The organism is Halorubrum miltondacostae (genome assembly GCF_041379815.1).
Lineage (GTDB): Archaea > Halobacteriota > Halobacteria > Halobacteriales > Haloferacaceae > Halorubrum > Halorubrum miltondacostae.
Window position 1 is genome coordinate 663,685 of record NZ_JBEDNY010000002.1, and the last position, 17,913, is coordinate 681,597.

The following is a 17,913-nucleotide window of genomic DNA, read 5'->3' on the forward strand; positions in this document are numbered from 1 at the left end:
GACCATCGCCCCCGCGGGCTGTGGAGCCAGCGGTGAATTGAGCAGCCTCGGTCTGGGCAGTGACGACCCACGGCGTTCAGCCGTCGGGACGTACGACGCGGCGCTTGTTGAGCCCAACGATGCGACCAAGACCCCGCGACACTGGTGTAAATCCGTTCAACGCTGAGGTGTACGGTGAGATCATCAATCGGTTTGAACCGGCCTGAACAGGCTACGAAGACCTAAGTGAGCGCTTCGCCGAAGCGGTCGAGCTAGCGGTCGACCTCGCCAAGTGGGAGGCGGCGTCGATCTGCGAGGTCGCTCGGGACGAGACCTGAGTTCAGATTGAAGCGACCAAGTCCGTGCTGCCGGCCGCGTCCGCCGCTGGGGAGGGAGGTGATGTGTAGACGATCAACGGCCACATACAGGAGGAGTTCCAAGACGGTAAGCCCCTAGCCAAGGCGTTGACCGTTCAAAACACCGAGGTTCTCAATGTTTAGCAGGCGCTGTACGCCCGACTGCCAGTCTGGACCGCTTCTCGCGGGTGGCACCCACATAATATATACGCTTTGAAATTAATAGTTCGGACAATAATATGTTCATGGTCCGCCATGTTCGGTTGAACGCGGGGCACTCTTCGCGAGCCGGCGGTCGGCCGACGACGAGGCGTGACTGCCGGCCGGCTACGGCTCGACACATTACTGTCTGACAATGTCTCTTACGGACCAGAAGAAATACACGCCGCCCGAGAAGGACGAGCTGTATGACCTACTGAGCAACCACCGCCGTCGGTACGTGATCCACTTCTGTAAGCAGGCGGACGGAGCCCTCACGCTCTCAGACCTCGCCGAGATGGTGGCCGCCCGTGAGCAGGACAAGTCGGTCGCAGAGCTCACTTCGGCCGAGCGCAAGCGCGTGTACACCTCGCTCCAGCAGACACACCTCAACCGACTGGCCGACGCCGGCATGATCGAGTACGACGGCGATGAGATTGAACTTACCGACGATGCTGCCGCGCTTGATGTCTACCTCGACGTCGTTCCTGAGGGCTCGATCCCATGGGGGGTTTACTATCTCGGGCTCTCTGCTCTATCTTTCGTCGTGCTCAGCGGCATTTGGATTGGGTTCGTGCCGACAGAAACAGTTCCCGCACTTGGGTGGGCAGCGATTATCGTCGCGGTGTTTCTCGCCTCTTCCGTCGCACAGGTCATCCAAAGTCGACGGTACCGGCTCGGCGACATGGATGAGCCGCCTTGACGACGGTGCCCTGCCCGAAGCCTATCAGTGGCAGATCTCTGACATCACGTGGGAGTTGGCTCCAAGCATCGCCTTGATCAACCGCTTCTCCCCTTATTATGCTTGATCAGAAATCGAACTCTTGGAATTCGTCTATCGTCATGTCTGCATAGTTGACAAGCCAGTCGCTTGCGGGCGAGTCCGGTCGAACGTACAGATACGCGAATTCGTCGTCAAGGACCGTGCTCACACCGAGTTGCTCGTCTTTGATCACGCGCTTGTTAGTATCGATCGCGACATCAACCAGTCCCTCCAAGTCATCGACGAGGATTGTCGCCTCGTAGTCACGTTCTGAGGGGAACGTGCCGCGGGTGATCCACTCGGAGAACTCCTGTTCCTGCTGTTGGATTTCGAGGATCTCGCGCTCCTCGGGCGAGATGGTGGCGTACCCGCTTCGGCTGGCGAACAGCAACCCAGCGGCACCACCGGCCCCAAGCAGGAGGAGTGCAATCGACCCGATCCCCTCGACTACACTGGGCTCGACCGCCCGCTCGACTGTTTCCGTTCGCTGCCCTGACTCGTCGACGGTGTTGCCCTCCAGTACGCGGAACGTCTGCGGATTGACCGTCATCGGCATCGTACTCTCATAAGTCTCGTTCACTGGGCTTCCCCCCAGTGTTCCCTCGACAGACGACGCTGCGACGACTTGGATCTCTATCGTTCCAGCAGCGCCGAGTTGCTGTTCGATCGTTCGGATCCTCTCGAAGACGGAGTCGATCTCCACGGTCGCATCGACGGTGTGATTCTCCTCGTTCGATATCCCTCTATCTTGACCACGCGCCAGCGGCTCGGTGTACTGCCAGAGTATGGTGTCACCTTCGACACCACGATATTGTAGCCGGACGTCAGTCGTAATGTTTACCGAGCCCGTCTCGGCCGTGTGTTCGTACACGTACGTCACCTCAAGCGCCCTGGAGAGGTTGACATAATACACCGGCCGGTTTCGGACCCGCTCACTTTCATTGAATACAAGCGAGTCTTCCGTGATCACCGCGCTGTGTTCGTACGCCGTCGACTCGCTCCACTCTTCGACGACGACTTGTTCGCGCTCGACCTCCTCTGTCGCGTGGACTTGGTAGGTCCACCATCCGCCGGCAGCGGCGAGGATGAGAAGCACGGCAAGGAAAACGCCGGACCACCGTTCGAGGAACGCTCGAACCCGTAGTGATCGATCGAGGTCGCTCACGACAGCGTCACAACCGGACGGTTTTGCGGCAGCTCTGATGTTCTCACGATCATCTATTCTACGTACGTTCCGGTCGAGTCCATCGAAATAACCTCGTCGAACAGCGGTTTGAGCGTGTTGATCGCCTGCGGATCGCCTTCGAGCGGGTCGGCGTGAAAGTGTGCGACTGCGTCCGCCTTGGTGAACGTGCTGAGAAAGACGTGGAGGAACCGAAACACGTTTTTGACGTCTCTGTAGTTCAGCAGGACGTTCAGCGAGCCGTAGCAGACGCGGATCTCGCGACCGTCGTCCGACCACCCTTGTGTGATCCTCGAAACGACGATGCCCAGCCGAGTGATGTCGTTTGGGTTGTTGATCTGCGTAACGGTCACCGTTCTCTCGGCGGCAGGGGGAACGGACTGCGCGTACCCGACAGCGATCACGTGGATCTGGTGCCCCTCCGATGCGATCCGCTCTAACTGCTCGCCGTCGACCTGCTGGTAGCGGATGAGCAACAGGTGCGGGTCAGGGTTCTCCTCTCGACCGAAGAGCAGCTCGTGACAGCCGTTTTGAGTCCGGTCCGACCGTGACTCCGACTGGATCAACACGTTCGTCCCGGGATCAAATTGTTTCCTGTCAAGAACTGATGTCTCCTCGGTCGACCCAGACGCGTCGGTCCCGGCTGTGGGGCCGGCTGGTGGAGACTCGGCTGACATGCCCCCCTCCGAGGGAGAAGGATCCGTCTCTGTTGCCGCAGCAGACTCTGTCGCCGCAGTATCCGTCCAGATTCGTCCACCGGTCTCCTCCGCTCGGTCCCCTGCCCCAGTGTCCGACGAAATTTCACTCGTGTTGGCCGTATCGGCCGTGTCGGCGGCAGTCCGATCCACATCGGCCGTGTCGGCGGCAGTCCGATCCACATCGGCCGTGTCGGCGGCAGTCCGATCCACATCGGCCGTGTCGGCGGCAGTCCGATCCACATCGGCCACGTCGGTGGCAGTCCGGTTCGTGTCGTTTGCCGTCCTATCACCGTCAGCCCGCGAGTCTTCTGTTGACACGTCACTCTTCGACTCATTGTTCCACAGCCGACCCCCCCTGCTTCGTTGGTCTGAGGTGTCGTTCGCATCCGGAGCGGACGGACCCGGATTGACCGAGTCTTCTGATTCGCCACCGCCGAACCACTCCCAGTCGTTGACGCCGGCGTCCAGATCGCTCGCCTTCTCCCGCGCGTCGTCATCAGTGTCAGGCGGCTCGTCCTTGTCAGTCGTGTCGCCGCTGTCCTCCGACCGCGAACCGAACTCGTCGGCAATTCTGGAGGCGATATTGCTAAACCTCGTTTCGCGATCGGTCCGGCCTTCGGACTCCTCCTCGTCGGGTCCGCTCATCGTCGGGCGAGCGCTCGGAGGCGTAGCCGGCGGCTCATGGCCGATGTGCGGTAGCCGCCCTCAGACACGGACTCACGCCCGAGTTGACGGGGCAGCCCTGTCCCCCGGCTTCCACCGGTCCGTACGGCGGAATCGTCGTGGCGCTCTAACATCTCGGTACTACTTATCAGACAAGTCGTTTCATATTATAAAACCATCGCAACCGTGGGGATCCGCAACTGAGTTCCTCGAAAACGGACGGTTCAAACCCATTTCGACAGCATTCGCCTCGTCAGTGAAAACCGGCAACCCCCAAGTTTAACACGATAAATATCGTAATGCGTAGTTGTAATGGGGACTCGGGACAACGAAAGCGACAGGTCGGTCGACGGCGACACCTTCCAGCAGTGGGTGAGACACACCGCCAAGTCCCGAGAGATGACGGAACAGGAGCTATTAAATCAACTTGTCTCCGCGTTTTGGGCCCTTGACGAGATGAGCGACATCGGTCTCAACTCCTCGTCTGACTCGGGTCCCGCTGAGTCGGACAACGACTCGAGACAGGGGTCAGCTCGGGACAGATCGGACAGAGATCAAGCGACGTTTGAGACGGGGACAGCGGAGAGAGCCGAGCAACCGGCACCAGACCCGGCAGATCTGGAAGCGCCAGAACAACTCGATCTGGATGACCTCGATCCACGAGACGATCTCACCCCGGCGGAGGTCGAACTCACTAGACGAGTCGCTTCTCTGCGGCGGCAAATCGCCGACCTCTCGCTTGATGTCGAACAGCAGCGGTCCAGACAAGAGGAGTTCACCGACAGGCTCTCAGACGACGTGACTCGACTCCACAGCAAACTCCAGTCGCTTGACTCGCGTGTGGATCAAGAGAACGATGTGGTGTCCGACCGGATTGATGCTATCGAAACGGACCTCGAAGAGGTCTCGAAAGCGCAAGCGGAATCTGAAACGTGGATAAACGAAGAGTTCGATCAGATAGAAAAGCTCTTTGAGCAACTCCTTGACACTGTCCGCAGCGCCGACGACCGTGTCGAGAAGCTTTCGACCACTGTCTCCGATGTCGAGCAGGAACGTGAAGCCCTCGACACCCTGCGAAACCAAGCGATCCGAAAAGGAATCAACGTTGGACAGTGCGAAAACTGCGGTATGACGGTTGACCTCTCAATGCTGTCAGCGCCGTCGTGTCCCTCATGTGAAAAACAGTTTTGGGACGTTGAAGACGCGACAGGATGGAATCCGTTTTCGAAACCGACACTTCGGACCGATGGGCGACCCTCTCGGCCGCCTAATCTCGAGTGATTCCGCGGCTAAGTTCGACTGTGTAATGCCTCTGGTGAGGTCAAATTAGGGCAGCTGTCTCGACACCGGTTACCAGTTTAGTGACGTTGTACACCGATACAGCGGCAAATAGAACAGACGGGATTCCGTATCCGACCAATCGGACAACCGTTGCGAGGTGAGCGTCTGTTCGGCGCGCACACACTGTGATCGAGGCTATTTCAGTGATCAGCGCGATCACAACAATAACCGCAAAAGACGAAACGAGGAGGCCGGTGGCGACCCCCACCCGGTGGAGCAAAAAGGCTATCAGCGTGTTCGCCTCGTAGATCCCCGGAACGTAGACGAGCCCAACTGCTGTCGTAGCCGCGTCAGCCGCTTTCGTCGCGGTCAGTAGCGCGATTCCCGATACAGACAGCAGGCTCCGTCTCGCACCCCCAAACTGTCGGGAACTGACGGAGCGCCGCGGCCGTCTGGACGGACTTACTCTTCCGTTCTCGGTGTGATGCCCTCTGGGTCCCCTCTCTTCCCGCTCATGTAACGATCTGCGTTCGTTTTGCGGCCCTTCCGGTCGGTCCACACGTCCCGCCATAGTGACGTTCGATAAATAGTTTCAAAATATATAAACATACGTGTCAGTGCGACCCATACCGATTGAGTGGCTTAGCTCAAAACGGCCGGTCTCAGTGTCCGGACGACGGCGGTGTGTCACCGTCAGTTGTGCTACTGTCTCGCCACGAGTGGGCCGGCTCCCACCCCAGTAGACGCTTCGCCTTCGAGCAGTCGAACACCGACTCGTCGCCGTCGAGGTCGCACTCGGCGGGAAGTTCGCCGCGGACCGCCGCTATCGTCGCCGCGGTGTCCCGACCGAGGAAGTTCTCCGCGGCGACGATCAACACCGCTTCGTGGCCCTCGATCGCGGTCTCGGGGTCGATCGCGGCCTCGACCGCGGCGACCGCGTCACGCACGTCGACGTACGACCAGCAGTTGCCGCTCGGGGCGGCCGTCGCGGGGTCGAAGGTCTCGCGCGCCTCGCGGCGTCGCTCGTCGCCCGGGTAAGTGACCCACGAGAGGCGCAGCGAGACGGCGGCGACGCCGTGCCGACGGGCGGCCGCGGCGGCGACCTCCTCGCCGACGACCTTCGAGAGAGCGTACGGGTCCTCGGGCTCTGTCGCCGTCGCCTCGTCGATCGGGAGCCGCTCGGGGAGCCAGTCCTCGTCTGCGAAGACCGTGCCGTAGAGGCTCTCGCTCGACGCCCAGACGACGCGCGCGCCCGCGGCCCCGGCGGCGTCGAAGACGTTGTACGCGCTCTCGACGTTGTTCGCGAACACCCGCGAGCCGGCGTGGTCCTCCGGGTGCGGGATCGCGGCGAGGTGGACGACCGCGTCGGGGGCGGCCGCGTTGACGACTTGGTGCGTCTCGCTGTAGTCGGTGAGGTCCGCACCTTTGTAGTCGACGTCGGCGCGACGCTCGTCGCTCGGCGGCGCTTCGCGGTCGACTGCGACCACCTCGTGACCCGCGTCGGCGAGCGCGTCGACGGTCCACGCCCCGACGCCGCCGGCGCTCCCGGTGACGAGTACGGTGTCCATGTCCCGCCGAGCGCGCTCGGGCGAAAAAAGTCGGCGATTCGGGGTCTGCGGGGGCGACTCGCCCCGCGCATCGGGTCTCCGGTCGGCCTCCTACGCAGACGCCTCGTAGCCGGCGTCCTCGATGGCGGCCACGACCGCGTCCACGTCCACGTCGCCCTCGACGGTCGCGGTGCCCGCCTTGTGGTCCGCGCTCGCGGACTCGACGCCCGGCAGCTCGCCGAGCGCGTCGGTCACGTTGTCCTCACAGCCCGTACACGACATGCCGTCAACGTCTATCGTCGTCATGCGCGTTCGTTGACGCCGCCGACACAACTGCCTTTCCGTCCCCCGCGCGGACGACCGCTTTCCGCGATCGCCAGACCTCCCGGACGGCTTTTGCCCGCGTCGGTCGAACGCCCGGCCATGCGCACCCTTGACGAGACGGACCGAGAGATCATCAGGCTGCTGCTGGCCGACGCCAGACGGCCGTACAGCGACATCGCCGAGCGCGTGGACCTGTCCGCGCCCGCCGTGTCGGACCGGGTCGACCGCCTCCGCGAGCTCGGCGTCATTCAGGGCTTCACGCTCCGGATCGACGGCGACGCCCTCTCCGACGGACTGCGGGTCCTCGTGACGCTCGCCGTCGCGCCCGCGGAGGCCGAGCGCGTCCACGGGGCGGTCGCGGGCCACGAGCGCGTCGAGCACGCGTTCCTCACCGCCGACGGCGAGGTGACGGTCGTCGCGCGCGTCGAGGCGGGGACCGCCCGCGACCTCGTCGCCGACGCGGTCGGGTTGGACGCCGTGCGCGACCTGTCGGTGCGGCCGCTCGACGCCCACGAGTGGTCGCCCGCGGTCGGCGACGCGGACCTCGCGGTCGAGTGCGTCGAGTGCGGCAACACCGTCACCGCCGAGGGGGAGTCGGCCCGGATCGACGGGACGCTGTACCACTTCTGTTGCGACTCCTGTCGGGAGAACTTCGAGGAGCGGTTCGACCGGATCGAGGAGGGCGCGTAGCCGGGGGACGGGGCCGCCCTCGTCGCGGAGAGTAACCTACTTGAGTGCCCGTCGGTTAACCGAATATGTAGTCCCGTGGTGTAGTGGCCAATCATAATGGCCTTTGGAGGGAATTCGACCGCAACACGCCTTCGAAGCGGCAGATTGTCGCTCTCGCCAAGAGCTCGGTCGGATGCCCGAAGTCAGCCATTGACGGCGGTTCGAATCCGCCCGGGACTATTCTTGCCGTAAACGACCCAGCCAGCGGCGTCTCCCTCTCGGGTCGACTACCCTTCCGCGAAGAACTCGTCGAAGAGGTCGATCACGCGACCCTCGATCTCGTCGCGGATATCGCGGACGCGTTCGACGTCTTGCCCGTTGGGGTCGTCGAGCGCCCAGTCGCACCCCTCGACGCCGCCCGCGAGCGTGAGCGTCGAACACCCCATCGTGGCAACGACGTCGCAGACGTCGAGTTCGGCGGTCGAGACCTCCCGGGGAACGCGGTCGGCGATGTCGATGTCGACCTCTCGCATGACCTCGACGACCTCGGGGTGGACCTCGTTGGCCGGCTGCGTCCCGCCGGTGACGATCTCCACTCGGTCGTCGAGGCCGCGCTCGCGGCGCTCGCGCTCGGCGAACGCCGCCGACATCTGGCTGCGACCGGCGTTCTGGACGCAGACGAACCCGAACCTCACGACATCGTCGCTCATACGTGGAGGCCTCGCCGCGTCTCATTAACGGTTCCTAAGAGGGCTATATAGCCGTCCGTACCCGCCACCGGGTGATTCGGCGTCACTCCAGCACGACGGCGAAGCCCCACTCCGTCGACGACTCCGGTTCGGCGTCGGCGGACACGAGCGATATCGTCGTCTCGAATCGGTGCTCGCCAACCGGGAGGCAGGCGTCCCCGCCAACGGTCGCGTACAGGTCCACGAGGCGCTCGCTCGACGCGCCGGGGTCGAGCGCGAACGTCCGGTACTCCTCCGTGACGACGACGGCGTCGGTGAGCCGCCAGCAGTCCGGCTCCGCCGGGTACTCGCCGTCGCCCGGCAGGAGCCGGAGCGCCCCGCTCTCGTCGGCGACGTGCTTGAAGTGGGCCGCGCGGCCCTCGCCGATCCGGACCCGCTCGTCGCCCTCGTTCGTCAGCGTCGTGCGGAGCCGCGGCGGGTAGTCGCTCGTCGCGGCCTCCCGCACGATCTCGACCGCCGGTTGGACCGGGAACTCCGTCGTGTCGTCGGTGGCGACGATCGAGACTCCCGGGCCGCCGGTCCCTTCGGGCCGCGTTCCGCCCGCGTCGGTGTCGCCGTCGTCGTCGGATCCCGGGAGTCCGTCGTCCCCGTAACTATCGTCGCTCTCGTCGTCCCCGTCGGAACCGTCGCCGCTCTCGTCGGGATCGGTCGACGTACAGCCGGCGAGCGCGAGCAGCCCGCCCACACCGCCCATCCCTCGGAGATAGCCTCGCCGCGTCGCGATCATAGGTCCGACAGTACCGGCGACGACATAGCCTTGTTGCCGGGGTGCGCCACGCCCCGATCATGTATGTCATTTTTTACCATGCGCGTCGTGGACGGGGTATGGACATCAGCCAGTACCGCGAGGCGGTCGCCGCGAACCGGCGCGCACACGGCTTCGAGGCGGTCGACGAGCGGACAGACGAGTTCGAGCACCTGTGGGTAGCCCGGCAGACGGACGAGTCGATCGGCGCGGTCGTGGCGCTGGCGACGCTCGTCGACGCCGAGGGGTACGACGCGGCGGCGCTCCGCGACACCGCGGCGGCGTTCCGCGACGTCCTCGCCGGCAGCGTCGACGCCGAGCCCGGGCGCGCCGACGGCGGCGCGTCCCCGACCCCGATCGGGTACGTGACGTTCGCGGCCCCCGACCCCGACGCCTCGCTGCTCGACGCGATGGCCGGCTTCACGGTCGCGAAGCGCCGGACGAACGTGTTCCCGCTCGTGTATGACACCGCAGCGGAGCGGCTCCACCGACACGAGGTGCCGCGGCTGAAGGGACGCGGCATCTACCGCCGGCAGGCCGAGGACGCCGAGCGCCTCTTCGACGTGTAAGTATCCGACCGCGGATCGGGCGCGAACGACCACAAAACCCCAGCTGTCCCTTCGAATCCCATTCGGTCGCGACCGTACAGCACCTCATACCTCCCCAGCCTCGTCGCTCACTGCTCGCGGTTTCACCGCTCGCGATCGAGGTGCCCGCTTCGCTCGCACCTTGCACCGTTCGCGACTCCAGCGAGAATCGAAGATTCTCTGGCAGTCGGGCGTAGCCCGACGACCTCGCGCGTGCTCCTCGCGAGGCTCGGGGCCGCTCGCTGGCACGCGCCATCGATTATACTCGGCCTCGCGTGACGCGCCGCTGTGGGGATTCCGAAAAAACCGAGAACGTGACTCGCTCGCCGCTCAGACCAGTCGCGCCGCGATCCGCGCCGCGCCGTCCGCGGCCGCGACCGCGGGCTCCTCGGGCGAGACAATCTCGACCTCGCGGTCGAGCTCCTCGCAGAGGCGCTCCTCGAACTCCTCGACGAGCCCGGGGATACACGCCATGCCGCCGGTGGCGGCGATGGGGCGCCCGAGCGCCAGCTGGTAGGGCTTCATGTGGTCGTTCGCGAGCTCGGGGAGGAACTCGTTGGCGACGACGTCGACCGCCTCGTCGATGTACCGGTCGATCGGCTCCTGGACGCCGCGGTCGACGGTGAACTCGTGGCTACCGCCGCCCGGCTGCTGGACCACGTCGGTGAACGGCTCGAAGTCGTACACGTCGCCGTGCTGCTCTTTGTACTCCCGGGCCGTCGTCCGGTCAATGTGGACCCGGCCCTGGGTCTCCTCCTCGACGGCGGCGACGATCCGGCGGTCGACCTCGTTGCCCGTCACTGAGCCGGTCGAGAACGGCGAGAGCTGCTCGCCGCGCCGGTAGGCGCACGCCTCCATCGTCGTCGAGCCGAGGTTCACCGAGACGAACACCTCGTCGATCGCGTCGAGCCCGTCGCCGTAGGCGGGGATCGCCCCGCACAGCGACTCGGGGTAGCTCCGCGTCTCGACCTCGCCGATCGACGAGCCCTCGATCACCGACTTGAGGTTCTCGACGCCCGCCTCGTTGTCGATGGTCGGGACGGCGTAGACGACCGCGCTGTCCTCGGGCACGTCGTGCGCGTCGACGACTGCCTCGAAGAAGCGCTCCGCGTCCGCGACGCTGTCGTCGTCCTCGGGGAGTCCCGAGCGCAGCATGAAGCGCACGCGGTCGGGGTACTCGACCGCAAGCCTCCTCGCCGAACAGCACCTTCTCATCGCCCGTGATGGCGTCCTCGTAGGTTGCCAGGCAGGTCAGCACCGAGTGGCGCTCGCGACCCCCCCGTCCGTCGGGGATGTCGAGCACCGTTCGAGTGCTGCCCAGTTTCACGCCGACCGCTGCCGATTCGTCCGATTCGTTGATGTCCGTGGATTCGTCGTCGCTCATTGGTCACTCGCACACGAAGCGATCCGGACGATGGAGACGAGGCTGATCCGGTGGTCCGCGGGAGTGTACGGCCGGTCGCGCGTCGGGGTGTCGAACCCCTTGAGGCGGCGCGTCAGCGCCGCGATTGCGTCGTCGCCGACCCAGTCGACCTCGCCGTAGTAGGACAGCGCGTCCCGGCTCCGCACGTGGCCGCCGACGTCGACGAGGTAGCCGAGCCACTCGCCGATCTCGCGTTCCGCCGCGGGCGAGGCGGGGATCGCCGTCAGATACGGCCGATCCGTGGGGTCCTCGCCGTTGTGCCGCGCACCACGCTGACGCTGGAGCAGTTCCGTGAACGCGGCCGAGCGCGCCGCCTGCTCGGCCCGGTTCCGGTTCGGCTGCCGGAGCGCCCGCTCCCGAGGCGCTCCGTCCGCACCGTCTCGCGTGGCGTCCGCGATCCGGCGCAGCTCTCGTACGTCGTATCGTCGTGGATTCAGACTCATGGTTCCGTCCGTCGTTCGCGTCCGTGTCCTGACACTCGCGGCGGGGTCATATCATAGTTCGCCCTCAGTTATCACCGGTGAGAAACTACCGGGGCGCTCGCTCCGAGCCGCCGAGACCGTTCAGCCGACGATCCGGTCCGCGACCGCGACGCTGCCCGCGGCCAGCAGGCCGCCGGCGACGACGTCTGTCACCCAGTGGATCCCGAGGAACACGGTCGCGACGACGATGCTCGCCGCGAGGAACGCGGCCACGGGCGTCCACCGCGGGAACTCCTTGTGGGTAAAGACAGCCGCGAGCAGCACCGTCACCGACAGCGCGGTGTGAAGCGAGGGGAAGACGTTCGTCTCGACGTTCACTCGCGCTGTCAGCCGCGTCACGCCGCGGAACCAGTCGAGAAGGAGCGGCTCGACGTTCGCGGCGCTCTGGTCGGCACCGGGCACGTCGTGGTAGCTGCGCGGACCGTACGCAACGACCCCGGCGTAGCAGGCGATCGCGAACGCGTAGTTGACCGCGTACGCCGCGACCAGTCGCTTCAGCGGTCGCAGATTCCGGGCAAATGCGTACGCCACGAGCGGGAACGAGAGCAACACGACGTAGCCGACGACGTATATTGGTCCGAAGTAGTACACCGCGGCCCGCGGGATCGCGTCCTGTATCGCGGCCACGAGGTCGCCCTCCACAGCGTAGATGGCTATCGTCGCGCGGTAGCCGTACTCGAACGAGAACGCTTCCAGCCGTCGAAGCAGGCCCTTGTTGACGGCGAGCACGAGCGCGAGTCCGCCGACGTACGGCGCGATTCTTTGTGCGCGCTCGCGGAGCAGTTCGCGGTCCGCGAGGACGCTCCGGACTCGATCGTGGCCGACACACACCGGTAGCAGCGTGGCGAACGCGGCAACCACGGCGGTGAGGACAACGCCGAGGAGTCGGAGGAACTCAACCGGAAGTTGCTCAATCATCGACTACATTTCACCAGTCATCCGTCAATATAAAGCTAGGACTGGACCGGTATTAGTCCCTCGGTAGCGGTGGGTTGTTCTGCGTCCCCGAAGACCGCCGCGCTCCGCACCGCCCCGTCGACTCAGTCCGACTTGGCCCACGGGAGCGGCTCGGTACACCAGTGGCAGAAGTCGAGGTCGGCGTCGGTCTCCCGGCCACAGCTGGGACAGGTCACATCCGGGCTCTCGCCCGCCTCGCCCACCGCGGCCGCCGGGGCCGGGCCGGTCCCCGGTCCGTCATCGCCGTCTGCGCTCGCGGTCCGCCGCCGCATCGCCTCCGCGGCGGCGTCAACCCGCTCGCGCTCCGCGGCGTCCGCCCGCCCGACGAGGTACGCGTCGACCGCCGACAGCACGGTCAACAGCACGATCGGCAGCGCCACGTCGTTCGGGACCGCGGCCGACACCGCCGCGGGGTCGGCGAGGGGGTCGACCGGCTCGACGTCGTACAGCGCGAACAGCGCGACGCCCCCGCCGACGACGGTGAGGTGCCACAGCAGCGCCCGGCCCCACCGCCGCAGCGTGAGGTGCCCGAGCCCCGGGAAGACCAACGCGAGCACGGCGGCGAGGACGGGGCGCAACTGGTTTCGCATACGGCCCGAGTTCGCCCGGCCGGTACTTATGCCTGCGGTGTCGGCGTCGCCGCGCCGACCGCGGCCGCTCCGGCCCGGATAACAACCGTTAATCGCGGGCCGCTCGTCGGCGGCCACATGAGCAGCCAGCGGGCGACCGCGTTCGTCCCGGGCCACGTCACCGCCCTCTTCAGCGCGCACCCCGACGACGACCCGGCGGTCGCCGGGTCGCGCGGCGCGGGCGTGACGCTCACCGACGGCGTGACCGTCCGGGTGTCGGCGGCGACCGACGGGGAGTCGCTGACGGGCGACGCCGGGACGACCGACGCGGCGACGGGCGCCGGCGCCGGGGAGACGACCATCGACGGCGAGCCCGGGTCGATCGGCGCCGTCGACGACGCGCTCGCCGAACTTGGCGTCGCTGCCGACGTCGCGGTCGAGACCGACCTCCCAATTGGCGCCGGTTTCGGCGTCTCCGGGGCGGCGGCCCTCGGGACCGCGCTCGCCGCGAACGACGCGTTCGACCGCGGGCGCTCCGAGAACGAGCTCGTCCGGATCGCCCACGCCGCGGAGGTCGGTCGCGGGACCGGCCTCGGCGACGTTGTCGCGCAGGCGCGGGGCGGGGTCCCGATCCGGCTCGAACCCGGGGCGCCGGGCGTCGGCGAGCTCGACGGCGTGCCGGCGGCCGCGCGCGTCGAGTACGTGACCTTCGGCGAGCTGTCGACGGAGCGCGTCCTCGGCGGCGACACGGAGACCCTCTCTGCTGCCGGCGAGGACGCCCTCGACCGCCTCCGTGTGGACCCGCGGCTCCCGACGCTGATGGACGTGGCCCGGACGTTCGCCCGCGAGGCGGACCTCCTCGTCCCCGAGGTCGCCGAGGCGGTCTCCGCGGTCGAGTCCGCCGGCGGCGAGGCCGCGATGGCGATGCTGGGCCGCACGGTCTTCGCGCTCGACACCGGCCTCTCCGACGCGGGCTACGACCCGGAGGTCTGCCGGGTGGACGCCGCGGGCGCCCGGCTCGTCGACGACTGAGAGCGACCGCGATCCGGAGTGCCGGGTCTACCTGTCGGCGTCCGACAGAAGCCCCCGTATGTCCGGATGGTCGCGACGGTCGACGGACATGCTGCGACCCTGAGTCGGAGAACCACCGGCAGCGGCTCGGTCTCGAACCGCTTGCCACTCCTCGTGCCGGCAGAGGACGTTCACCGGAATTCGGTCGAGCCCCAGCACCGACGCGATCGCCGCCCGGTGGAACCCCTCGCAGAGCTGGACCTCGCCGTCGCACCCGATCGCGACGACCGGTTCGAGGTTATGGACGTACGCCGTCTCGAACTCGTTCTTGGCCGACGCCGGCTCGTGTTGTGCCTCGGCGTTTGGCCGGTATCCCTCCTCCTCGATCGACCGGATCAGGTCGTCGAGGTACGCGCAGCGGACCCGACGGTACTCGTCGAGGCTCTCGTATCCGCGGACCCGCTCACCTGCCTCGAACCGCTCCTCCGCGCGGCGGTACAGGGGCGTCTCCTCCCACGCGTCGCTGTCCACGTACCGCTGTCGGATCGACCGATACACCGCTGTTTCGCGGAGTGGCTCCCGTCCCTCGACGTCCCAGTCACCGCCCTCGACCCGGCCGATCCCGCGGTCGAGTCGAAGGGTCTGATTGTGGTATGCCAACTCGGTCGGGTCGATCAATATCGATTCCCACGGGTCAGCCGGTGCCCGGTACCGACGGTCGTTCGCAAAGCCGTGCCAGCGCGTGTAGTATCGGAGGCGATCGAGGTCCATCGCTCGCTGCGACGATCCTCGCGGGCTGTGCGTGTAAATCGACCGCCCGTGACTTCGGAGACCGTCCGTCCGAGCCGCGCCCGCCGACGAACAAAGCTTTACCGCGTCGCCCGCCTAGCTCCGGCAAATGGTACTCGACGACCTCGGCACGTCCCTGCGGAGCAGTCTCGACAAGCTCCAGGGGAAGTCCCGACTCTCCGAGAGCGACGTCGAGGAGATCGTCAAGGAGATCCAGCGCTCCCTGCTGTCCGCCGACGTCGACGTCTCCCTCGTGATGGAGCTGTCGGACTCGATCAAGTCCCGCGCCCTCGAAGAGGAGCCGCCGGGCGGCACCACGGCGAAGGACCACGTCCTCAAGATCGTCTACGAGGAGATGGTCGAGCTGGTCGGCGACTCGACCCAGCTCCCCCTCGAGAACCAGACGATCCTCCTCGCCGGCCTCCAGGGGTCGGGGAAGACGACCTCCGCGGCGAAGATGGCGTGGTGGTTCTCGAAGAAGGGGCTCCGCCCCGCGGTCGTCCAGACCGACACCTTCCGCCCCGGCGCGTACGACCAGGCGAAGCAGATGTGCGAGCGCGCCGAGGTCGACTTCTACGGCAACCCCGACAACGACGACCCCGTCGACATCGCGCGCACCGGTCTCGAAGAGACGGCCGACGCCGACGTCCACATCGTGGACACGGCCGGCCGACACGCGCTCGAAGACGACCTCATCGCGGAGATCGAAGAGATCGAAAGCGTCGTCGACCCCGACCGCTCGCTGCTCGTCTTGGACGCGGCGATCGGCCAGGGCGCGAAGGACCAGGCCCGCCAGTTCGAGGAGTCGATCGGCATCGAGGGCGTCGTCATCACCAAGCTCGACGGGACCGCGAAGGGCGGGGGCGCGCTGACCGCGGTCAACGAGACCGACTCCTCTATCGCCTTCCTCGGGACCGGCGAGACGGTCCAGGACATCGAGCGGTTCGAGCCGTCCGGGTTCATCTCCCGGCTGCTCGGGATGGGCGACCTGAAGCAGCTCTCCGAGCGCGTCGAGCGCGCGATGCAGGAGACCCAGGAGGAGGACGAGGACTGGGACCCCGAGGACATGCTCCAGGGCGAGTTCACCCTGAAGGACATGAAACGGCAGATGGACGCGATGAACAAGATGGGGCCGCTCGACCAGGTGATGGATATGATCCCCGGGCTCGGCGGCGGGATGATGGACGAGCTCCCGGACGACGCGATGGACGTCACCCAAGACCGGATGCGCCGCTTCGAGCGCATCATGGACTCGATGACCGAGGAGGAGCTCGAGAACCCGCGCGTCGTCGGCCAGTCGCGCACGCGGCGGATCGCCCGCGGCTCCGGCACCGACGAGGAGACGGTCCAGCAGCTGCTCGAACAGCATTCGATGATGGAGCAGACGATCAGCCAGTTCCAGGGGATGGGCGACGGCGACATGCAGCGCATGATGAAGAAGATGGGCGGTGAGGGCGGCGGCCTCGGCGACATGATGGGCGGCGGTAAGGGCCCGTTCTGAGCGACGCTGCGAAAGGGCTCGGCGAGAGCCCACCTCGCCCGGTCGAGCGACGAGAAAACACTTCTGCCGCGGCCGAGACGACCCCGGGGTGAACGTGTCCGACGCGGTGACCGAGAACCTCGGATACGCCCTCCTCGGCGGCCCGGCGGTCGGCGCTTCAGGCCTTTTATATCGCCGACCGAGCAAGGACGCCCGATGCCTTCCCGTCGAATCGGCGAGTACGACGCCCTGCTCCTCGTCTCGCTCGTCTGGTTCCTCGGGAAGTTCGTGCGGTACCTCTTTCCCCCGCTATTCGAGTCGATCCAGGGCGCGTACGGCGTGAGCAACGCCACCGTCGGGACCGCGTTCACCGGCTTCATGATGGTGTACGCGCTGTTACAGTTCCCGAGCGGCGCGGTCGCCGACCGCGTCGGCCCGGTCCGCGTGATCGTCGCCGGCGCGCTCGTCGCCGGCGCCGGTTCGCTCGCGGTCGTCTTCGACGCCCCCTTCGCCGCGCTGGTCGCCGTCATGGTCGTCATCGGCGCGGGCACCGGGGTCCACAAGACGGTCTCGGTGCGGCTGATCGCCCGCGTCTACCCCGCCCGCACCGGCCGGATGCTCGGCGCGCACGACACGCTCGGGGCGATGGGCGGGGTCGCCGCGCCCGCGGTCGTCGCCGCGGTCCTCTCGGCCCCGCCCGCGCTCGCGACGGTCCTCGCGCTGCTCCCCGGCGCGGACTGGCGGGCGCCGTTCCTGCTCACCGGGGCCCTCGCCGTCGCGCTCGCAGTCGCCACCGCAGCGCGGCTCTCCGGGTCGGCCGCGGCGACCGGCGCGACCGACGAGGACGGGGGACCCGGCGCGGCGGCGTACCTCCGGCTGTTCCGACGGCCGCGGTTCGCGGCGTTCGTGCTGGTGACGGTGGCCTTCTCGTTCGCGTACAACGGGACGGTCGCGTTCCTCCCCCTGTACCTCTCGGAGGCGGCCGCGCTCCCCGCGACGACCGCGAGCCTGCTGTACTCCGCGCTGTTCGCGGTCACGTTCGTCCAACTCGTCTCCGGCGACCTCTCCGACCGGCTCGGCCGCTTCCCGGTGATGGTCGCCGCGCTGGGCCTCGCGACGGCGGCCCTCGCGGGTCTCGTCGCGCTCGCCGGGGCCGGCGCGATTCCCCTCGGCGCCCTCGTCGTCGCGCTGGGCCTCGGTTCGCACGGGTTCCGCCCGGTCCGCGGCGCGTACCTCGTCGAGGCCCTCCCCGACAGGCTCGCCGGCGGCGGGCTCGGCGTCGTCCGGACCCTCCTCATGGGCGGCGGCGCGCTCGCGCCCGCCGCCGTCGGCGTCATCGCCGACGCGGTCGGGTTTCGGCCGGCGTTCGCCCTGCTCGCCGGCTCGATGGGGGTCGCGGCGGTCGGGGCCGCCGGGCTCTGGCTGACCGAGTGAGAGCGCGTCCGTTCGCGCCCCCGCCC

Annotated in this window: 18 protein-coding genes, 1 tRNA gene and 1 pseudogene; 8 read left to right on the forward strand and 12 right to left on the reverse strand. The window is 66.9% G+C overall.

Annotation, left to right across the window (positions count from 1 at the left end):
* Positions 1–690: 690 nt before the first annotated feature.
* Positions 691–1,236 (forward strand): DUF7344 domain-containing protein, encoded by a 546-nt coding sequence (locus ABNG04_RS08680; protein ID WP_371161797.1) that lies wholly within the window; start codon positions 691–693, stop codon positions 1,234–1,236.
* A gap of 106 nt (positions 1,237–1,342) precedes the next feature.
* Here the strand turns inward: ABNG04_RS08680 and ABNG04_RS08685 are convergent, their stop codons facing one another.
* Together ABNG04_RS08685 and ABNG04_RS08690 are read right to left on the reverse strand one after the other, a co-directional pair.
* The gene (locus ABNG04_RS08685; protein ID WP_371161799.1) at positions 1,343–2,461 is read right to left on the reverse strand and encodes a DUF5305 domain-containing protein; all 1,119 of its coding nucleotides are present in this window, start codon (positions 2,459–2,461) and stop codon (positions 1,343–1,345) included.
* A gap of 53 nt (positions 2,462–2,514) precedes the next feature.
* Positions 2,515–3,822 carry a DUF7504 family protein gene (locus ABNG04_RS08690; protein WP_371161801.1) on the reverse strand — a complete coding sequence of 436 codons (1,308 nt, stop codon included), beginning with the start codon at positions 3,820–3,822 and terminating at the stop codon, positions 2,515–2,517.
* 330 nt (positions 3,823–4,152) lie between these two features.
* Here ABNG04_RS08690 and ABNG04_RS08695 point away from each other — a divergent pair, with 330 nt between their 5' ends.
* On the forward strand, positions 4,153–5,121 hold the full coding sequence (locus ABNG04_RS08695; protein WP_371161803.1) for a hypothetical protein: 969 nt from the start codon (positions 4,153–4,155) through the stop codon (positions 5,119–5,121).
* Between the two features lie 40 nt (positions 5,122–5,161).
* Here the strand turns inward: ABNG04_RS08695 and ABNG04_RS08700 are convergent, their stop codons facing one another.
* The 3 genes from ABNG04_RS08700 to ABNG04_RS08710 all read right to left on the reverse strand — a co-directional run bounded on the left by ABNG04_RS08700 (position 5,162) and on the right by ABNG04_RS08710 (position 6,974).
* A complete protein-coding gene (locus ABNG04_RS08700; protein ID WP_371161805.1) occupies positions 5,162–5,680 on the reverse strand; it encodes a hypothetical protein in 519 nt (172 codons plus the stop codon).
* 103 nt (positions 5,681–5,783) lie between these two features.
* Positions 5,784–6,689 (reverse strand): NAD-dependent epimerase/dehydratase family protein, encoded by a 906-nt coding sequence (locus ABNG04_RS08705; RefSeq protein WP_371161806.1) that lies wholly within the window; start codon positions 6,687–6,689, stop codon positions 5,784–5,786.
* Positions 6,690–6,779: 90 nt separating this feature from the next.
* Complete coding sequence (locus ABNG04_RS08710) at positions 6,780–6,974, reverse strand: heavy-metal-associated domain-containing protein (protein ID WP_371161808.1); 195 nt, start codon at positions 6,972–6,974, stop codon at positions 6,780–6,782.
* A gap of 117 nt (positions 6,975–7,091) precedes the next feature.
* Here ABNG04_RS08710 and ABNG04_RS08715 point away from each other — a divergent pair, with 117 nt between their 5' ends.
* The gene (locus ABNG04_RS08715; RefSeq protein WP_371161810.1) at positions 7,092–7,682 is read left to right on the forward strand and encodes a winged helix-turn-helix transcriptional regulator; all 591 of its coding nucleotides are present in this window, start codon (positions 7,092–7,094) and stop codon (positions 7,680–7,682) included.
* 69 nt (positions 7,683–7,751) lie between these two features.
* Positions 7,752–7,901, forward strand: a tRNA-Gln gene (locus ABNG04_RS08720).
* A gap of 47 nt (positions 7,902–7,948) precedes the next feature.
* Here ABNG04_RS08720 and ABNG04_RS08725 read toward each other — a convergent pair.
* Both ABNG04_RS08725 and ABNG04_RS08730 read right to left on the reverse strand, forming a co-directional pair.
* Positions 7,949–8,371, reverse strand: coding sequence for a low molecular weight phosphatase family protein (locus ABNG04_RS08725; protein ID WP_371161812.1), 423 nt, complete (start codon positions 8,369–8,371; stop codon positions 7,949–7,951).
* Positions 8,372–8,453: 82 nt separating this feature from the next.
* Complete coding sequence (locus ABNG04_RS08730; RefSeq protein ID WP_371161814.1) at positions 8,454–9,137, reverse strand: hypothetical protein; 684 nt, start codon at positions 9,135–9,137, stop codon at positions 8,454–8,456.
* A 98-nt stretch (positions 9,138–9,235) separates the two neighbouring features.
* Here ABNG04_RS08730 and ABNG04_RS08735 point away from each other — a divergent pair, with 98 nt between their 5' ends.
* Positions 9,236–9,724: a hypothetical protein gene (locus ABNG04_RS08735; RefSeq protein WP_371161815.1), complete on the forward strand. Its 489-nt coding sequence runs from the start codon at positions 9,236–9,238 to the stop codon at positions 9,722–9,724.
* A 348-nt stretch (positions 9,725–10,072) separates the two neighbouring features.
* Here ABNG04_RS08735 and ABNG04_RS08740 read toward each other — a convergent pair.
* From ABNG04_RS08740 to ABNG04_RS08755, 4 genes and pseudogenes are all read right to left on the reverse strand, one after another.
* Positions 10,073–11,126 (reverse strand): annotated as a pseudogene (locus tag ABNG04_RS08740) (actin-like salactin).
* Positions 11,123–11,608 carry a FlaD/FlaE family flagellar protein gene (locus ABNG04_RS08745; protein WP_371161817.1) on the reverse strand — a complete coding sequence of 162 codons (486 nt, stop codon included), beginning with the start codon at positions 11,606–11,608 and terminating at the stop codon, positions 11,123–11,125. The pseudogene ABNG04_RS08740 and the gene ABNG04_RS08745 overlap by 4 nt, the downstream one beginning before the upstream one ends.
* Before the next feature lie 120 nt (positions 11,609–11,728).
* Positions 11,729–12,565, reverse strand: coding sequence for a phosphatase PAP2 family protein (locus tag ABNG04_RS08750; protein WP_371161819.1), 837 nt, complete (start codon positions 12,563–12,565; stop codon positions 11,729–11,731).
* A gap of 122 nt (positions 12,566–12,687) precedes the next feature.
* Positions 12,688–13,194: a DUF7575 domain-containing protein gene (locus tag ABNG04_RS08755; protein ID WP_371161820.1), complete on the reverse strand. Its 507-nt coding sequence runs from the start codon at positions 13,192–13,194 to the stop codon at positions 12,688–12,690.
* A 117-nt stretch (positions 13,195–13,311) separates the two neighbouring features.
* Here ABNG04_RS08755 and ABNG04_RS08760 point away from each other — a divergent pair, with 117 nt between their 5' ends.
* The gene (locus ABNG04_RS08760) at positions 13,312–14,205 is read left to right on the forward strand and encodes a pantoate kinase (RefSeq protein ID WP_371161822.1); all 894 of its coding nucleotides are present in this window, start codon (positions 13,312–13,314) and stop codon (positions 14,203–14,205) included.
* A 27-nt stretch (positions 14,206–14,232) separates the two neighbouring features.
* Here ABNG04_RS08760 and ABNG04_RS08765 read toward each other — a convergent pair whose 3' ends face one another.
* A complete protein-coding gene (locus ABNG04_RS08765; protein ID WP_371161824.1) occupies positions 14,233–14,955 on the reverse strand; it encodes a hypothetical protein in 723 nt (240 codons plus the stop codon).
* A 127-nt stretch (positions 14,956–15,082) separates the two neighbouring features.
* On the opposite strand from ABNG04_RS08765, the gene ABNG04_RS08770 reads away from it, so the two are divergent.
* The gene (locus ABNG04_RS08770) at positions 15,083–16,474 is read left to right on the forward strand and encodes a signal recognition particle protein Srp54 (protein WP_371161826.1); all 1,392 of its coding nucleotides are present in this window, start codon (positions 15,083–15,085) and stop codon (positions 16,472–16,474) included.
* Positions 16,475–16,669: 195 nt separating this feature from the next.
* A complete protein-coding gene (locus ABNG04_RS08775) occupies positions 16,670–17,887 on the forward strand; it encodes an MFS transporter (RefSeq protein WP_371161828.1) in 1,218 nt (405 codons plus the stop codon).
* Positions 17,888–17,913: the final 26 nt, after the last annotated feature.

What these genes read in the sequence shown, in the direction of transcription:
- ABNG04_RS08680 (WP_371161797.1), top strand. Translation starts at nt 691, where the DNA reads ATGTCTCTTACGGACCAGAAGAAATACACGCCGCCCGAGAAGGACGAG.
- ABNG04_RS08690 (WP_371161801.1), bottom strand. Translation starts at nt 3,822, where the DNA reads ATGAGCGGACCCGACGAGGAGGAGTCCGAAGGCCGGACCGATCGCGAA.
- ABNG04_RS08695 (WP_371161803.1), top strand. Translation starts at nt 4,153, where the DNA reads ATGGGGACTCGGGACAACGAAAGCGACAGGTCGGTCGACGGCGACACC.
- ABNG04_RS08705 (WP_371161806.1), bottom strand. Translation starts at nt 6,689, where the DNA reads ATGGACACCGTACTCGTCACCGGGAGCGCCGGCGGCGTCGGGGCGTGG.
- ABNG04_RS08710 (WP_371161808.1), bottom strand. Translation starts at nt 6,974, where the DNA reads ATGACGACGATAGACGTTGACGGCATGTCGTGTACGGGCTGTGAGGAC.
- ABNG04_RS08715 (WP_371161810.1), top strand. Translation starts at nt 7,092, where the DNA reads ATGCGCACCCTTGACGAGACGGACCGAGAGATCATCAGGCTGCTGCTG.
- ABNG04_RS08725 (WP_371161812.1), bottom strand. Translation starts at nt 8,371, where the DNA reads ATGAGCGACGATGTCGTGAGGTTCGGGTTCGTCTGCGTCCAGAACGCC.
- ABNG04_RS08730 (WP_371161814.1), bottom strand. Translation starts at nt 9,137, where the DNA reads ATGATCGCGACGCGGCGAGGCTATCTCCGAGGGATGGGCGGTGTGGGC.
- ABNG04_RS08735 (WP_371161815.1), top strand. Translation starts at nt 9,236, where the DNA reads ATGGACATCAGCCAGTACCGCGAGGCGGTCGCCGCGAACCGGCGCGCA.
- ABNG04_RS08745 (WP_371161817.1), bottom strand. Translation starts at nt 11,608, where the DNA reads ATGAGTCTGAATCCACGACGATACGACGTACGAGAGCTGCGCCGGATC.
- ABNG04_RS08750 (WP_371161819.1), bottom strand. Translation starts at nt 12,565, where the DNA reads ATGATTGAGCAACTTCCGGTTGAGTTCCTCCGACTCCTCGGCGTTGTC.
- ABNG04_RS08755 (WP_371161820.1), bottom strand. Translation starts at nt 13,194, where the DNA reads ATGCGAAACCAGTTGCGCCCCGTCCTCGCCGCCGTGCTCGCGTTGGTC.
- ABNG04_RS08760 (WP_371161822.1), top strand. Translation starts at nt 13,312, where the DNA reads ATGAGCAGCCAGCGGGCGACCGCGTTCGTCCCGGGCCACGTCACCGCC.
- ABNG04_RS08765 (WP_371161824.1), bottom strand. Translation starts at nt 14,955, where the DNA reads ATGGACCTCGATCGCCTCCGATACTACACGCGCTGGCACGGCTTTGCG.
- ABNG04_RS08770 (WP_371161826.1), top strand. Translation starts at nt 15,083, where the DNA reads ATGGTACTCGACGACCTCGGCACGTCCCTGCGGAGCAGTCTCGACAAG.
- ABNG04_RS08775 (WP_371161828.1), top strand. Translation starts at nt 16,670, where the DNA reads ATGCCTTCCCGTCGAATCGGCGAGTACGACGCCCTGCTCCTCGTCTCG.